At 52.9% G+C, this 16,117-nt stretch carries 12 protein-coding genes; 8 read left to right on the forward strand and 4 right to left on the reverse strand.

The features are described from left to right. The first annotated feature begins 27 nt into the window (after positions 1-27). Both ilvD and ilvA read left to right on the forward strand, forming a co-directional pair. Complete coding sequence (gene ilvD, locus ACZRKO_RS20370) at positions 28-1,878, forward strand: dihydroxy-acid dehydratase (protein WP_463739064.1); 1,851 nt, start codon at positions 28-30, stop codon at positions 1,876-1,878. 5 nt (positions 1,879-1,883) lie between these two features. Continuing rightward, a complete protein-coding gene (ilvA, locus tag ACZRKO_RS20375) occupies positions 1,884-3,428 on the forward strand; it encodes a threonine ammonia-lyase, biosynthetic (protein ID WP_463739065.1) in 1,545 nt (514 codons plus the stop codon). Between the two features lie 59 nt (positions 3,429-3,487). Here the strand turns inward: ilvA and ilvY are convergent, their stop codons facing one another. Continuing rightward, a complete protein-coding gene (gene ilvY / locus ACZRKO_RS20380) occupies positions 3,488-4,369 on the reverse strand; it encodes an HTH-type transcriptional activator IlvY (RefSeq protein WP_463739066.1) in 882 nt (293 codons plus the stop codon). A gap of 178 nt (positions 4,370-4,547) precedes the next feature. On the opposite strand from ilvY, the gene ilvC reads away from it, so the two are divergent. Beyond that, complete coding sequence (gene ilvC / locus ACZRKO_RS20385) at positions 4,548-6,023, forward strand: ketol-acid reductoisomerase (RefSeq protein ID WP_463739067.1); 1,476 nt, start codon at positions 4,548-4,550, stop codon at positions 6,021-6,023. Between the two features lie 90 nt (positions 6,024-6,113). On the opposite strand, the gene ppiC is transcribed toward ilvC, so the two are convergent. Beyond that, complete coding sequence (ppiC, locus tag ACZRKO_RS20390) at positions 6,114-6,395, reverse strand: peptidylprolyl isomerase PpiC (protein WP_112165480.1); 282 nt, start codon at positions 6,393-6,395, stop codon at positions 6,114-6,116. A gap of 176 nt (positions 6,396-6,571) precedes the next feature. On the opposite strand from ppiC, the gene rep reads away from it, so the two are divergent. Continuing rightward, on the forward strand, positions 6,572-8,590 hold the full coding sequence (rep, locus tag ACZRKO_RS20395) for a DNA helicase Rep (protein WP_463739068.1): 2,019 nt from the start codon (positions 6,572-6,574) through the stop codon (positions 8,588-8,590). Positions 8,591-8,674: 84 nt separating this feature from the next. On the opposite strand, the gene gppA is transcribed toward rep, so the two are convergent. Both gppA and rhlB read right to left on the reverse strand, forming a co-directional pair. Beyond that, the gene (gene gppA, locus ACZRKO_RS20400) at positions 8,675-10,171 is read right to left on the reverse strand and encodes a guanosine-5'-triphosphate,3'-diphosphate diphosphatase (RefSeq protein ID WP_463739069.1); all 1,497 of its coding nucleotides are present in this window, start codon (positions 10,169-10,171) and stop codon (positions 8,675-8,677) included. A 4-nt stretch (positions 10,172-10,175) separates the two neighbouring features. Further along, entirely contained in the window at positions 10,176-11,474 is a 1,299-nt protein-coding gene (rhlB, locus tag ACZRKO_RS20405; RefSeq protein ID WP_463739070.1) for an ATP-dependent RNA helicase RhlB, read from the reverse strand. A gap of 118 nt (positions 11,475-11,592) precedes the next feature. On the opposite strand from rhlB, the gene trxA reads away from it, so the two are divergent. The 4 genes from trxA to wzzE all read left to right on the forward strand — a co-directional run bounded on the left by trxA (position 11,593) and on the right by wzzE (position 16,057). Beyond that, on the forward strand, positions 11,593-11,919 hold the full coding sequence (gene trxA / locus ACZRKO_RS20410; RefSeq protein ID WP_463739071.1) for a thioredoxin TrxA: 327 nt from the start codon (positions 11,593-11,595) through the stop codon (positions 11,917-11,919). A gap of 415 nt (positions 11,920-12,334) precedes the next feature. Beyond that, positions 12,335-13,594, forward strand: coding sequence for a transcription termination factor Rho (rho, locus tag ACZRKO_RS20415; RefSeq protein WP_140474565.1), 1,260 nt, complete (start codon positions 12,335-12,337; stop codon positions 13,592-13,594). Positions 13,595-13,875: 281 nt separating this feature from the next. Next, on the forward strand, positions 13,876-14,955 hold the full coding sequence (gene wecA / locus ACZRKO_RS20420) for a UDP-N-acetylglucosamine--undecaprenyl-phosphate N-acetylglucosaminephosphotransferase (RefSeq protein WP_463739172.1): 1,080 nt from the start codon (positions 13,876-13,878) through the stop codon (positions 14,953-14,955). Positions 14,956-14,995: 40 nt separating this feature from the next. After that, positions 14,996-16,057, forward strand: coding sequence for an ECA polysaccharide chain length modulation protein (gene wzzE, locus ACZRKO_RS20425; protein ID WP_463739072.1), 1,062 nt, complete (start codon positions 14,996-14,998; stop codon positions 16,055-16,057). Positions 16,058-16,117 lie beyond the last annotated feature (60 nt).

The following is a 16,117-nucleotide window of genomic DNA, read 5'->3' on the forward strand; positions in this document are numbered from 1 at the left end:
ATCGACTTGATTTGGAGTGAATAGAGCATGCCTAAGTACCGTTCCCATACCACGACTCATGGCCGCAACATGGCTGGCGCCCGCGCATTATGGCGCGCCACCGGGATGACCGATGATGATTTCGGTAAGCCCATTATTGCTGTCGTAAACTCCTTTACCCAGTTCGTGCCGGGACACGTTCACTTGCGCGATCTGGGTAAACTGGTTGCTGAACAGATCGAAGCCTCAGGCGGCGTGGCGAAAGAGTTCAACACCATCGCTGTGGATGACGGTATTGCCATGGGTCATGGCGGCATGCTGTATTCATTGCCTTCACGCGAACTGATCGCTGACTCGGTGGAATACATGGTGAACGCGCACTGCGCCGACGCCATGGTCTGTATTTCCAACTGCGACAAAATCACCCCGGGAATGCTGATGGCGTCACTGCGTCTGAATATTCCGGTGATTTTCGTATCCGGCGGCCCGATGGAAGCAGGTAAAACCAAACTGTCTGACAAAATCATCAAACTCGATTTGGTTGATGCCATGATTCAGGGCGCCAACCCGAACGTCAGCGACGCCGACAGCGAGCAGATCGAACGCTCCGCCTGCCCGACCTGCGGCTCGTGTTCTGGTATGTTCACCGCCAACTCCATGAACTGTCTGACCGAAGCGCTGGGCCTGTCTCAGCCGGGTAATGGTTCACTGCTGGCCACCCACTCTGACCGCAGAGAATTATTCCTGAACGCCGGTCGCCGCATCGTTGAACTGACCAAACGCTATTACGAAAAAGACGACGAAACCGCGTTACCACGCAACATCGCCAGCAAAGCAGCATTTGAAAACGCCATGATCCTGGATATCGCGATGGGCGGCTCGACCAACACCGTTCTGCACTTGCTGGCAGCGGCGCAGGAAGGCGGAATCGAATTCGATATGACGGATATCGACCGTCTGTCCCGCATCGTACCGCACCTGTGCAAAGTGGCACCGAGCACCCCGAAATATCATATGGAAGACGTTCACCGCGCCGGTGGCGTACTGGCAATTCTGGGCGAACTGGATCGTGCGAACCTGCTGAACCGCGACGTCAAAAACATCCTTGGCCTGAGCCTGACTGAAACATTGAATCAGTACGACATCATGCTGACCAAAGATGAAGCCGTGAAAAAAATGTTCCGCGCCGGTCCGGCCGGTATCCGTACCACGCAGGCGTTCTCACAGGATTGCCGCTGGGACACGCTGGATGACGACCGGGCCGAAGGCTGTATCCGTTCGCTGGACAATGCGTTCAGTCTGGAAGGCGGTCTGGCCGTGCTGTACGGCAACATTGCCGAAGCGGGCAGCATCGTTAAAACCGCAGGTGTGGATAAAGATAATCTTATTTTCCGTGGTCCGGCCAAAGTGTACGAAAGCCAGGACGACGCAGTAAGCGCAATCCTCGGTGGCAAAGTGGTTGCCGGTGACGTGGTGGTTATCCGTTACGAAGGGCCAAAAGGCGGTCCGGGCATGCAGGAAATGCTGTATCCGACCACGTATCTGAAATCCATGGGGCTCGGCAAAGCGTGTGCGCTAATCACCGACGGTCGTTTCTCCGGCGGCACTTCCGGTCTGTCTATCGGCCACGTTTCTCCGGAGGCGGGCAGCGGCGGCATGATTGCGCTGGTTGAAGATGGCGACTTTATCGACATCGACATTCCAAACCGCAGCATGGTGCTGGACGTTCCGGCAGCCGAACTGGCTGCGCGTCATGCAGCAGAAGAGGCCCGCGGTGATCAGGCGTGGACGCCGAAAAACCGTGTGCGTGAAGTCTCCTACGCGCTTCGTGCTTACGCAATGCTGGCGACCAGTGCCGACAAAGGCGCCGTTCGCGACAAGTCCAAGCTGGGAGGCTAACGGCCATGGCGGTATCACAACCTCTACCCGACCAGCCGTGTGGCGCGGAATATCTCCGCGCTGTGCTGCGGGCACCGGTTTATGAAGTGGCGCAGGTTACGCCTTTGCAGGTCATGGAAAAGATCTCCACCCGGTTGGGCAACACCATTCTGGTGAAGAGGGAAGACCGCCAGGCAGTTCATAGCTTTAAACTGCGCGGTGCCTATTCGATGATTGCCAGTCTGACCGAAGAGCAGGCCGCACGCGGCGTGATCACCGCGTCGGCCGGTAATCACGCACAGGGTGTGGCGCTCTCAGCCACCAAAAAAGGCATTAAATCCCTGATCGTCATGCCGGTTGCCACGGCGGACATCAAAGTGGATGCCGTGCGTAATTTTGGCGGCGAAGTCATGCTCTACGGCGCGAATTTCGATGAAGCCAAAGGCAAAGCCATCGAGCTTTCACAGCAGCAGGGCATGACCTTTGTGCCTCCGTTTGACCACCCGGCCGTCATTGCCGGGCAGGGCACGCTGGCGATGGAACTGCTGCAACAGGACGCGCATCTCGACCGGGTATTTGTACCGGTCGGCGGTGGGGGTCTGGCAGCGGGCGTTGCCGTTTTGATCAAACAGCTGATGCCGCAGATTCAGGTGATAGGTGTTGAAGCCGAAGACTCTGCTTGTCTGCGTGCTGCGCTGGACGCCGGTGAACCGGTTGATCTGGCGCGAGTGGGTTTGTTTGCCGAAGGTGTGGCGGTTAAGCGTATCGGTAACGAAACATTCCGTCTGTGCCGCGAATATCTTGATGATGTGATCACCGTCGACAGTGACGCTATTTGCGCCGCAGTGAAAGACCTGTTTGAAGATGTGCGCGCTATTGCCGAGCCTTCCGGGGCGCTGGCCTTGGCCGGGCTGAAAAAATACGTTCAGCAGCACAACATTCAGGGCGAACGTCTGGCGCATGTGCTCTCGGGTGCCAACGTCAATTTCCACGGTTTACGTTATGTTTCAGAGCGTTGTGAATTAGGGGAGCAGCGTGAAGCCCTGTTAGCTGTGACCATTCCTGAAGAAAAGGGCAGCTTTCTGAAGTTTTGCCAGCTGCTTGGCGGACGGTCAGTGACCGAGTTCAACTATCGTTATGCCGACGATAAAAGTGCCTGCATTTTTGTCGGAGTACGTCTGACGCGCGGTCATGCTGAGCGCAAAGAGATCATCGATGAACTGCACAACGGCGGTTATCAGGTGGTAGATTTGTCCGATGACGAAATGGCGAAATTACATGTGCGCTATATGGTTGGCGGGCGTCCGAGCAAGCCGTTACGTGAAAGGCTTTACAGTTTCGAGTTCCCTGAATCACCGGGGGCGCTGCTGAAATTCCTGCACACGCTGGGCACACACTGGAATATTTCGCTGTTCCACTACCGCAGTCACGGCACCGATTTCGGCCGCGTTCTGGCCGCTTTCGAACTGACCGATCAGGAACCGGAGTTTGAGAAAAACCTTTCTGCTCTGGGCTTCGACTGCCACAACGAGAGTGATAATCCGGCATTCCGCTTCTTCCTCGCGGGATAGGAAACTGAAGGGCCCACATGGGCCCTTTTTCTTTGCCATCGTTTTGTCGTAAATACGCGCTATAACAGTTGCCAGAACGCATCTATCAGCGGCTCGTTCAGGCGTTTTTTCTGCACGCAGACGCCAAGCTCCAGCGGTGCGCCAAGGGTGACGTTGTCGAGTACGGTAATGCGGTTACGCACTGGTTCCGGGCTGTTCTCCAGCACCACGTCGGGCAGCAGCGCGATACCGCAGCCCAGCGCCACCATTGACACAATGGCCTCGTGGCCGGATACCGTAGCGTAAATCAGCGGGTTCGACAGACGGTTGCGTTTGAACCAGATGTCGATGCGTTTTCGCGCCGGGCCATGCTCTGGCAGGATAAACGGAATCTGCGACCAGTCGGGACTGGCTTCACTGGTTTGCGTGCGTACGGCGCAGGGCAGCGAAGGGGCTATCAGGATCATCGGAATTTCGCCGATCTTGGTGAAATCCACACTGGACGGCAGGGTTTCCGGGTGTCCGGCGATGCCTAAATCCGCCTCGGTGGATTGCACTTTTTCGACCGCATCGGCGGCATCACCGGTGGTCAGCTTGATTTCAACCAGCGGATGCTGCGCCCGGAAACGGTCAAGGATCGGTGGAAGATGGCTGTAGGCGGCCGTCACCGAGCAGAACAAGCGCAGTTCACCGCTCAGCGAAGGACCATGCTGGCCTAGCGAATGACGAAGTTGCTGGTACTGTAACAACGTCTGCTGGGCAAAGGTTTTAAGATGTTCACCCGCGCCGGTCAGTTGCACGGTGCGGTTATCACGCTGAAACAGCGGCTGCCCGAGCTCCTCTTCGAGCCGCTGGATCTGGCGTGAAAGGGTCGACGGGCTGACATGCATGGCCTTCGATGAGCGTCCAAAATGACGGCTTTCAGCCAGATGCAGAAAGAGCTTTAAATCACGCAGATCCATGACCGAGTTATCCAGATTTAAGAGAAATAAGTATGTTGCATAATTCGCAACGTCATCTTCTCAATATATCAATTTAAGCAACGCAATACATGACATATAGTGATTTCACGGCGTTCACCGGCAGACCCGGTGAAACAAAAAATAACAGCATCCTCACCTCGAAGAACGGAGTATTACCATGGCTAACTATTTCAACACCTTAAACCTGCGCCAGCAGCTGGCACAATTGGGCAAATGCCGCTTCATGGGCCGCGATGAATTCGCCGATGAAGCCAGCTACCTCAAAGGTAAAAAAGTGGTGATTGTCGGCTGTGGCGCACAGGGTCTGAACCAGGGCCTGAACATGCGTGACTCCGGTCTGGACGTTTCCTACACCCTGCGTGCCGAAGCGATTGCTGAGAAGCGTGCTTCATGGCGCAAAGCGACTGAAAACGGCTTCAAAGTCGGTACCTACGAAGAACTGATCCCACAGGCAGACCTGGTGGTTAACCTGACGCCTGACAAACAGCACAGCGCCGTGGTTAAAGCGGTTCAACCACTGATGAAAGACGGCGCTACCCTGGGTTACTCCCACGGTTTCAACATCGTTGAAGTGGGCGAGCAAATCCGTAAAGACATCACCGTTGTGATGGTTGCTCCAAAATGTCCGGGTACTGAAGTGCGTGAAGAGTACAAACGTGGCTTCGGTGTTCCGACGCTGATCGCCGTTCACCCGGAAAATGACCCGAAAGGCGAAGGCATGGCGATTGCTAAAGCCTGGGCTGCGGCAACTGGTGGTCACCGTGCCGGCGTTCTGCAATCTTCTTTCGTTGCAGAAGTTAAATCTGACCTGATGGGTGAGCAAACTATTCTGTGTGGCATGTTGCAGGCAGGTTCTCTGCTGTGCTTCGATAAACTGGTGGCTGACGGTGTTGACGAAGCTTATGCAGAAAAATTGCTGCAATTCGGCTGGGAAACCATCACCGAAGCGCTGAAGCAAGGCGGTATCACGTTGATGATGGACCGTCTGTCCAACCCGGCGAAACTGCGTGCTTATGCACTGTCCGAGCAGTTGAAAGGCATCATGGCTCCGCTGTTCCAGAAACACATGGATGACATCATCTCTGGTGAATTCTCCAGCGGTATGATGGCTGACTGGGCAAACGACGATAAAAATCTGCTGACCTGGCGTGAAGAGACCGGCGCATCTGCGTTCGAGAATGCACCTCAGTTCGAAGGAAAAATTGCAGAGCAGGAATACTTCGACCACGGCGTTCTGATGATCGCGATGGTGAAAGCGGGCGTTGAACTGGCCTTCGAAACCATGGTTGACGCCGGGATCATCGAAGAGTCTGCTTACTACGAATCACTGCACGAGCTGCCGCTGATCGCTAACACTGTTGCACGTAAGCGTCTGTATGAAATGAACGTGGTTATCTCTGACACGGCTGAATACGGTAACTACCTGTTTGCTAACGCAGCAGTGCCGTTGCTGAAAGAGTTCATGACCACGCTGCAGGCAGGCGATCTGGGCAAATCTGTTGCAGGCACTAACGTTGATAACGCGCAGCTGCGTGACGTTAACGAAGCCATCCGTAACCACCCGATCGAAGCAGTAGGCCACAAGCTGCGCGGCTACATGACAGATATGAAGCGCATTGCTGTAGCGAGTTAATGAGTTAAAACGGCGGTAAGAAATAGAATTAAAAAGGGCACTGCATGAAAATGCGGTGCCCTTTCTTTTTTACTGCGTCGAAACATAAACTCAGTTGCGGTACAGGATCTTAATGATGTGGTAACCAAACTGAGTGTGCAGCGGGCCTTGTGGCTCGATCAGCGGTGCAGAAAACACCACTTTATCGAACGCAGGAACCATTGCGCCCTGCTTGAATTCGCCTAAATGACCGCCTTTCTTGCCTGACGGGCAGGTTGAGTGTTTTTTTGCCAGCTTTTCGAAATCGCCGCCGTTCTTCAACTGGGCCAGGATTTCATTCGCCTGTTCTTCTTCCTTAACAAGGATATGCATTGCTGCTGCAGTTTTTGCCATGATTGAGACCTTTTATCGAGATGTATTCCAGTGGGCTAATGTAACATTTGCAACTGCGCATGTGGACTCCGGCCTGCATTCCAGACACAACAAATTGCGCCGTAAAGCCTGTCAATCTCACCTGCGCTTTCTGCTACAATCGCCGTCCTTGTCCATCAAGTGAGCAAAATTACGCCATGCGATTAAACCCCAGCCAACAACACGCCGTCGAATTCGTTACCGGGCCCTGTCTGGTTCTGGCCGGTGCCGGATCCGGTAAAACCCGGGTTATCACCAATAAAATCGCACACTTGATCCGTCAATGTGGTTATCAGGCGCGTCATATTGCCGCCGTGACCTTTACCAACAAAGCCGCGCGCGAGATGAAAGAGCGTGTGGCACAGACCCTCGGGCGCAAAGAGGCGCGTGGATTACTGATTTCTACCTTCCATACTTTGGGTCTGGAGATCATCAAAAAAGAGTACGTGGCGCTGGGCATGAAGTCGAACTTCTCCCTGTTTGACGACCAGGACCAGCTGGCGCTGTTAAAAGAGCTGAGTGAAACCTGGCTGGAACAGGACAAGACGTTGTTACAGCAGTTGATCTCGACGATCTCTAACTGGAAGAATGATCTGATCGATCCTTCCGCGGCGGCCAACGTTGCTCGATCCGAACGCGATAAGATCTTTGCGCACTGCTACGGTCTGTATCACGACCATATGCGTGCCTGTAATATTCTTGATTTCGACGACCTGATTCTGCTGCCGACGCTGTTGTTGCAGCGCAATGAAGAGGTACGCGAACGCTGGCAGAACAAGCTGCGTTATCTGCTGGTGGATGAATATCAGGATACCAACACCAGCCAGTACATGATGGTAAAACTGCTGGTGGGTAACCGCGCGCGTTTCACCGTGGTGGGCGATGATGACCAGTCGATTTACTCCTGGCGCGGTGCCCGTCCGCAGAATCTGGTGTTGCTGAAAGAAGATTTCCCCGCCCTCCAGGTGATCAAGCTTGAGCAGAACTATCGCTCTTCGCAACGGATCCTGAAAGCGGCCAACATTCTGATTGCCAATAACCCCCATGTTTTCGAAAAGCGTCTGTTCTCCGAGCTGGGCTACGGCGAAGCACTCAAGGTGATCACCGCCAATAATGAAGACCACGAGGCTGAACGGGTGGTCGGTGAGCTTATCGCGCATCACTTTATGAATAAAACTGATTACGGCGACTACGCGATCCTCTATCGCGGTAACCATCAGTCGCGGTTGTTTGAAAAGATGCTGATGCAAAACCGTATTCCGTATCGTATCTCTGGCGGAACGTCGTTCTTCTCTCGGCCTGAAATCAAAGATTTGCTGGCATACCTGCGTGTACTAACTAATCCCGATGATGACAGCGCCTTCCTGCGCATCGTCAATACGCCACGCCGTGAGATAGGCGCGGCCACGTTACAAAAGCTGGGGGAGTGGGCTAATCAGCGCAATAAAGGTCTGTTCAAAGCCAGTTCGGATTTCGGTTTGAGCCAGTACCTGACGGGGCGAGGCCTGGAGTCGTTGCAGCGTTTCACGCACTGGATGGGCACGATTGCTGACCGCGTTGAGCGGGAGCCGGTTGCTGCGGTGCGGGATCTGATCCACGGCGTGGATTACGAAAGCTGGTTGTTTGAAACCTCGCCAAGCCCTAAAGCTGCCGAAATGCGCATGAAAAACGTTAACCAGCTATTTAGCTGGATGACGGAAATGCTCGAAGGGACTGATCTTGATGAGCCCATGACGCTGACTCAGGTGGTGACGCGTTTTACCCTGCGCGACATGATGGAACGTGGCGAGAGCGACGAAGAGCTGGATCAGGTCCAGTTGATGACGCTCCATGCCTCCAAGGGGCTGGAGTTCCCGTATGTCTTTTTAGTCGGAATGGAAGAGGGGCTGCTGCCGCACCAAAGCAGCATTGACGAAGACAATGTTGATGAAGAGCGTCGTCTGGCCTATGTGGGGATCACCAGAGCGCAAAAAGAACTGTTCTTTACGCTCTGCCGCGAAAGGCGCCAGTACGGTGAAATGCTCCGCCCGGAACCGAGCCGCTTCCTGCTGGAGTTACCGCAGGATGATCTGGAATGGGAGTCTGAGCGCAAAGTGGTCAGCCCGCAGGAAAGAATGGTCAAAGGGCAGAGCCATCTCGAAAAGATTCGTGAACAGCTGGCGAAAGCCAAAAAGTAGCGAAACAGCGCCATAGAACAGTGTCATAAAAAAGGGCGACCATGAAGTCGCCCTGATACTGAGTTCGAAATGAAAACTTGTGCCTTATTTACCGCTCTCTTCGATGTACAGCGGCCAGTGGGCATAACTTTGCCAGTGGCTTTCCTGTTCTAACTCTTCGGCCCGAAGCGGATGCTGTTCCAGCCAGCCGTGCGGCACAATCACATTCAGGTCGTCTTCGTTAGCGCGCAGGCGGACCGCAGGCAGCGTGTCATCCCGGCGACGGCTGGCAAAAATAATCGCCAGTCGCAAAATGCGGCATAAACGCTGTGCCTGACGTGGCGGGACGGCATTTTGCTGACTGAGCAAAGGCAGATCAAGCGCATTGCTTTGATTCTGCAACAGTGTCGCCAGCAACTTTTTCTGTGCCGGGGTAAAACCGGGTAAATCCAGATGACGGATCAGGTAGGCAGCGTGATGAGAAGCCTGTCTGAAGTCTACGCTCAGACCAATTTCGTGGATCAGGCAGGCGCTGTTCAGCAATTCGCGGGCACGTGCATCCAACTGCCAGACGCCTGAAACCTGCTGTGAGAAATTCTCGGCCAGTTGCGCCACGCGTGAGGCCTGTTCGCTGTCGAGCAGGTAGCGGCGCTGTAAATTTCGCAGCGTACGCTGGCGGATATCCTGTTCAATGGGTAAATGCAGCATTCCGTACACCAAACCTTCACGCAGCGCACCGCCGGCGAGGGTCATGGTTTCGATATTCAGGGCTTTGAAGATAGCGATCAGGATGGAAAGGCCGCTTGGGAAAACCAGTGCACGTTCGAGCGTCAGTCCTTCGATCTCGAGCTCTTCCAGTTTTCCGCACTGAATAGCGCGTTGTTTGAGCTGTTGCAGTTTGGGAAGCGTGATCCGCTCGTCCATACCTTGGGCGACCATGATCTCCTGCAATGCTTGCACGGTGCCAGAAGCGCCAACGCAGATTTGCCAGCCGTTCGCCAGCAACTCAGGCGCAACCGGTGTGATCATTTCGAGGGCGGCTTGTTCAGCCTGTTCGAAATTCTCTTTACCCAGATTGCGGTCGCCAAAATAGCGCTCCAGCCAGGTCACACACCCCATCGATAGGCTGATAAGTGTGGTGGCCTGTGCGCCAATACCGGTGACTAATTCCGTGCTGCCGCCGCCAATATCGACCACTAAACGTTTATCCGGGCCACCCGTGGTATGGGCCACGCCATGATAGATGAGGCGGGCTTCTTCTTCACCGGCAATCACCTGCACTGGGCAACCGAGGATCTCCAGCGCTTTTTGCAGGAATTCATCGGCATTGCTGGCCAGACGTAATGTGGCGGTTGCCACCACCCGGATTTGTTCACGCGGAATATCTTGCAGACGTTCCGAGAACAACCTCAGGCATTGCCAGCCGCGTTGCATGGCTTCCTGAGAAAGCAGGTTTTGTTTATCAAGACCTGCAGCCAGACGTACTTTACGTTTGATTTTTGCCAGCGTCTGAATACTGCCGGCCACCTCACGGACAACCAGCATATGAAAGCTGTTCGAACCCAGATCAATCGCTGCGTAGAGTGAGGTGGAGCTCAGCATAATATCAGCCCGTACGCTTACGGTTGCTGCGAGGCGCACTGCTGCTGCGGCGCGAAGATGAACTATTCCCGTTACGGCGCGGGCCGTTGCCGCTGCGCGCGCGCGCCAGACGTTTTGGCGCAGGTAATCCATCGAGCAGGGCATCGCTGTTGTAACGGCTAACCGGAATACTGTGGCCGGTGTAGGTTTCGATCGCGGTTAAGTTCAGCGCATACTCTTCACAGGCGAGGCTGATGGAGTGACCGCTTAAGCCAGCACGGCCGGTACGGCCAATACGGTGAACGTAGTCTTCACAGTCGTCAGGCAGATCATAGTTGAAGACGTGAGTGACCGCAGGGATGTGTAATCCGCGCGCGGCAACATCGGTCGCCACCAGAATATCCAGTGCGCCTTTAGTAAAGTCTTCCAGTACGCGCAGACGTTTTTTCTGCGGCACATCGCCGGTCAGCAAACCAACACGGTGACCATCGGCAGCCAGATGGCCCCAGACGTCTTCACAGCGGTGTTTAGTGTTAGCGAAGATAATGCAGCGATCTGGCCATTCTTCTTCAATCAGCGTCTGCAGCAGGCGCATTTTTTCTTCGTTCGAAGGGTAGAACAGCTCTTCCTGAATGCGGTGACCCGTTTTTTGTTCCGGTTCGATTTCAATCGACTCGGCGTTGTTCATATTCTCGAACGCCAGCTCTTTTACACGGTAAGAGAGGGTGGCGGAGAACAGCATATTAAGGCGCTGAGTCGCGGGTGGCATACGGCGGAACAACCAGCGAATATCTTTAATAAAACCGAGATCAAACATGCGGTCGGCTTCGTCGAGGACGACAACCTGAATTGCACCGAGATCGATATAATTTTGTTTGGCGTAGTCAATCAGACGGCCAGTGGTACCGATGAGAATATCAACACCACTTTCCAGCACTTTCAGCTGTTTGTCGTAGCCGTCACCGCCGTAAGCCAGGCCCAGTTTCAGCCCGGTGGATTCAGACAATGCTTCAGCATCAGAGTGAATTTGTACAGCGAGTTCGCGCGTGGGTGCCATGATTAAAGCACGCGGTTGATTGGTCTGACGACCCTCAGCGGCAGGGTTAGAAAGCAGATAATGGAAAGTAGACGCTAGAAAAGCCAGCGTCTTGCCGGTACCGGTTTGCGCCTGACCTGCAACATCACGCCCAGCGAGCGTGATTGGCAATGCCAATGCCTGAATAGGAGTGCAGTAATGAAAGCCTTTTTTTTCAAGGGCTTCCACTGCAAGCGGGTGCAGGGCGAAGTCGGAAAACTTCTGTTCGGTCAAGTGTGTTTTGCTCATAGTGTGGTAGAATATCAGCTAACTATTGCTTTACGAAAGCGTATCCGGTGAAATAAAGTCAACCTAATGTTGGTTAATGCTACATCAACAAGGTAAAGATAATCCTTTGGAGTAGAACATGAGCGATAAAATTATTCACCTGACCGATGACAGTTTCGACAAAGACGTACTGAAAGCCGAAGGGCTGGTTCTGGTCGACTTCTGGGCTGAATGGTGTGGTCCGTGCAAGATGATTGCTCCGATTCTCGATGAAATTGCCACTGAGTTCGAAGGCAAGCTGACCATCGCTAAGCTGAATATCGATGAAAACCCAGGTACTGCACCTAAATACGGCATCCGTGGTATTCCTACCCTGCTGTTATTTAAAGGTGGTGAAGTCGCAGCAACGAAAGTTGGCGCACTGTCAAAAGGTCAGTTGAAAGAGTTCCTGACAGCTAATCTGTAATCGGTCGGGATGACCAAACCCAGGTGTTTAGCGGGCTGACGTGTTTTTCATATTGTCCGCTAGACGCCTGTCAAGAAGCGTGCTAAGTTTACGCTTACTGCAAATAGAGCTTACCTGTAGTTTGATTCTTACGTTTTATTCTGTGTCAAAAACATCTGCCTAGATCTATAAAGTGACTTTGATAAAAATAAGTTGAACTGGCACTGTGCTTTGACAATCTAACGGTTTTGACAAAATCGGCATTAAGACACCTTCAATATCAGTCTGCCCATCAAGAATAGCCCCATGCGACTGCCTGTGGCCTATATTCAGAAACTGCTAATTGAGTGTCCTACACAAACAGGCATGGATGACCCTGCCATACCCATTCACGACAGATGTTCGAGACATACCCCGAGTTTAAGAACCCACCATTATGAATCTTACCGAATTAAAGAACACGCCGGTCTCTGACCTGATTGCACTCGGCGAAAATATGGGGCTGGAAAACCAAGCCCGTATGCGTAAGCAAGACATTATATTTTCAATCCTGAAGCAACATGCGAAAAGCGGAGAAGACATCTTCGGTGATGGCGTACTGGAAATATTGCAGGATGGATTTGGTTTCCTCCGCTCTGGAGACAGTTCCTACCTCGCCGGTCCCGACGATATCTACGTTTCTCCAAGCCAAATTCGCCGCTTCAACCTTCGCACTGGCGACACCATTTCCGGTAAAATACGCCCACCAAAAGAAGGTGAACGTTATTTTGCCCTGTTGAAAGTTAACGAAGTTAACTACGACAAACCAGAAAACGCCCGCAACAAAATCTTGTTCGAAAACTTAACCCCGTTACATGCAAACTCACGTTTGCGTATGGAACGCGGTAACGGTTCTACCGAAGATTTAACCGCTCGCGTACTTGATTTGGCTTCACCGATTGGCCGCGGTCAGCGTGGTTTAATCGTGGCACCACCGAAAGCCGGTAAAACCATGCTGCTGCAGAACATCGCGACCAGCATTGCGTACAACCATCCTGATTGCGTACTGATGGTATTGCTGATTGACGAGCGTCCGGAAGAAGTAACCGAGATGCAGCGTCTGGTTAAAGGCGAAGTGATTGCTTCTACCTTTGATGAACCAGCATCACGCCACGTGCAGGTAGCCGAAATGGTTATCGAAAAAGCCAAACGTCTGGTTGAGCACAAAAAAGACGTGATCATTCTTCTCGACTCTATCACTCGTCTGGCGCGTGCCTATAACACCGTTGTTCCTGCTTCAGGCAAGGTACTGACCGGTGGTGTGGACGCCAACGCCCTGCATCGTCCAAAGCGTTTCTTCGGTGCAGCACGTAACGTGGAAGAGGGTGGAAGCCTGACGATTATCGCAACAGCGTTGGTTGATACCGGTTCTAAAATGGATGAAGTCATCTATGAAGAATTTAAAGGTACCGGCAACATGGAATTGCACCTCGCGCGTAAAATCGCTGAGAAACGCGTATTCCCTGCTATCGATTACAACCGTTCCGGTACGCGTAAAGAAGAGTTGCTTACGACGTCGGAAGAACTGCAAAAAATGTGGATTCTGCGCAAAATCATCCATCCAATGGGTGAGATCGACGCGATGGAATTCCTCATTAACAAGCTTGCGATGACCAAAACCAACGACGATTTCTTCGATATGATGAAACGTTCGTAATTGGTGCAAAAGTCAGCTAACGCCACGCTAAGTCGTGGCGTTTTTTGCTTTTGGCGGCTAGGATAAGGCAATTTCATCAAATAGCTGGAATTAAGATAAGCGCTGATGGTTTTTCAGTGACTCTTTCTCTACCTTGTCCAAGCAACAGGGACGATACATCAGTAAAGGTATTGCTTTAGACAAAACCATAACTGTCCCATAGGAAATGACCGTAAGGCTGTGAGGTTTTATGACGTTGGCTAGGCTAAGCTGCCTTATCTTTTTGCAGAGATCTGTTGACTGTGAACATGCTCAATATGAGTACTGAACTCCTCTTTATTTTCCTGTTTTCTTTTGTCTTTTTATTTTTGGCCCGCAAGGTTGCCAAAAAAGTCGGCCTGGTTGATAAACCCAATTATCGCAAACGTCACCAGGGGATGATCCCGCTGGTTGGCGGCATTTCTGTCTATGCGGGCATTTGCTTTGCTTTCCTCATCACTAATTATCAAATAGCTCATGGCGCGCTCTATCTGGGCTGCGCGGGCTTACTGGTATTTGTCGGTGCTCTGGACGACCGCTTTGACATCAGCGTTAAAATCCGTGCGTTTGTACAGGCTCTGGTCGCTATTGCCATGATGGTTTACGCCGGTCTGATCCTGAAAAATCTGGGTCATATTATCGGACCCTGGGAGATGATCCTCGGGCCGTTTGGCTATCCGATCACCTTGTTTGCCGTTTGGGCCGCGATCAACGCCTTTAATATGGTGGATGGCATCGACGGACTGCTGGGCGGGCTCTCGAGCGTCAGCTTTGGTGCGATGGGGGTGGTGATGTACATGGGAGGCCACATGGAGCTTGCGCTCTGGTGCTTTGCCATGATTGCCGCGACGCTTCCCTACATTCTGCTCAACCTCGGCATTTTTGGCCCGCGTTATAAAGTCTTTATGGGTGACGCTGGCAGCACGCTGATTGGCTTTACTGTTATCTGGATCCTGCTGCAGAGCACTCAAGGTCTGACGCATCCTATGACGCCAGTCACTGCGCTCTGGCTTATCGCCATTCCCCTGATGGACATGATTGCCATCATGTACCGTCGCTTGCGTAAAGGCATGAGCCCTTTCTCACCTGATCGCCAACATATTCACCATCTGATTATGCGGGCCGGTTTCAGCTCGCGTCAGGCCTTTGTTTTGATCACACTGGCTGCTGCGCTGCTGGCCGCCGTCGGCGTGATTGGCGAGCATCTCGGATTTGTCCCTGAGTGGTTGATGTTGTTACTGTTCCTGCTGGCTTTTCTGTTCTATGGCTACTGCATTAAGCGCGCGTGGCGCGTAGCGCGTTTGCTTAAACGTTTTAAACGACGTCTTCGTCGCGCTCAATAACCCCATCAATTATTCATTATTTAGAGGTTTACTTGTTGTGATGACGTCAGAGACAAACGCCAATAAAGTTGAGGCCAGCATCGATAACGAACTGGATATCCGCGGTTTGTGCTGCACACTGTGGAAGGGCAAACTTTGGATTGTCGGTCTCGGGCTGTTGTTTGCTGTTATTGCGCTGGGCTCTTCGTATTTGATGAAGCAGGAGTGGAGCTCAACGGCCATCACTGACCGTCCCACGGTGAATAATTTATCTTCTTATTTCTCTCAGGCGCAGTTTTTACGCAATCTCGATGTGCGCAACGCGCAGGCCCCGCTGGGCGAGCAAACGTCTATTTCTGAAGACGCCTATAACGAATTTATTATGCAGTTGGGCGCGTATGACACCCGCCGCGATTTCTGGTTAAACAGCCCTTATTATCAGCAACGTAAAGAGGGCGATGCCCGCAGCGACGCCGTCTTGCTTGATGATCTGATTAATGACATCCAGTTCAATGCGCGCGACGGGCTCAAAGTACCTAATGACAGCGCGAAGCTGACGGCAGAAAGCTCAGCCGATGCCAATAAACTGCTGCGCGAATATGTCAATTTCGCCAGCAAGCGTGCGGCGCAGCATTTATACGATGAGTTGCAGGGCGCCTGGGCGGCACGTACACAGTCAATGAAAGCGCAGGTCAAGCGTCAGGAAGCCGTGGCCCAGTCAATTTTCCAGCGTGAGGTGAATAATACACAGCAGGCGCTGAAAATTGCCCAGCAGCAGAAAATTGACAAAAGTCAGACGGATACCCCGGCTGAACAACTGCCTTCTTCGGATATGTTCCTGCTAGGCGCGCCGATGTTGCAGGCCCGTCTGGAGTTATTGCAGGCATCCGGTCCGAATTTTGACCTGGATTACGATCAAAACCGCGCCATGCTGGCGACGCTGAACGTTGGGCCGACACTGAACGCGCATTTCCAGACGTACCGTTATCTGCGCACACCGGAAGAACCGGTGAAGCGCGACAGCCCGCGACGTGCTTTCCTGATGATTATGTGGGGCGTTGTGGGTGGTCTGATCGGTGCCGGCGTTGCGCTGGCACGTCGCCGGAGTGCGATAACCCGATAACCGAATAGAGAGAGGCGAGAGACTTCGCCTGGCGAGCAGGAGCTGTCTGCGCCTAACTGA

It is taken from the genome of Ewingella sp. C233, from assembly GCF_055407225.1.

Coding starts and splice junctions, on each gene's coding strand:
- rep (WP_463739068.1), top strand. CDS start 6,572: ATGCGATTAAACCCCAGCCAACAACACGCCGTCGAATTCGTTACCGGG.
- rhlB (WP_463739070.1), bottom strand. CDS start 11,474: ATGAGCAAAACACACTTGACCGAACAGAAGTTTTCCGACTTCGCCCTG.
- ppiC (WP_112165480.1), bottom strand. CDS start 6,395: ATGGCAAAAACTGCAGCAGCAATGCATATCCTTGTTAAGGAAGAAGAA.
- gppA (WP_463739069.1), bottom strand. CDS start 10,171: ATGCTGAGCTCCACCTCACTCTACGCAGCGATTGATCTGGGTTCGAAC.
- rho (WP_140474565.1), top strand. CDS start 12,335: ATGAATCTTACCGAATTAAAGAACACGCCGGTCTCTGACCTGATTGCA.
- ilvD (WP_463739064.1), top strand. CDS start 28: ATGCCTAAGTACCGTTCCCATACCACGACTCATGGCCGCAACATGGCT.
- ilvC (WP_463739067.1), top strand. CDS start 4,548: ATGGCTAACTATTTCAACACCTTAAACCTGCGCCAGCAGCTGGCACAA.
- trxA (WP_463739071.1), top strand. CDS start 11,593: ATGAGCGATAAAATTATTCACCTGACCGATGACAGTTTCGACAAAGAC.
- wzzE (WP_463739072.1), top strand. CDS start 14,996: ATGACGTCAGAGACAAACGCCAATAAAGTTGAGGCCAGCATCGATAAC.
- ilvA (WP_463739065.1), top strand. CDS start 1,884: ATGGCGGTATCACAACCTCTACCCGACCAGCCGTGTGGCGCGGAATAT.
- ilvY (WP_463739066.1), bottom strand. CDS start 4,369: ATGGATCTGCGTGATTTAAAGCTCTTTCTGCATCTGGCTGAAAGCCGT.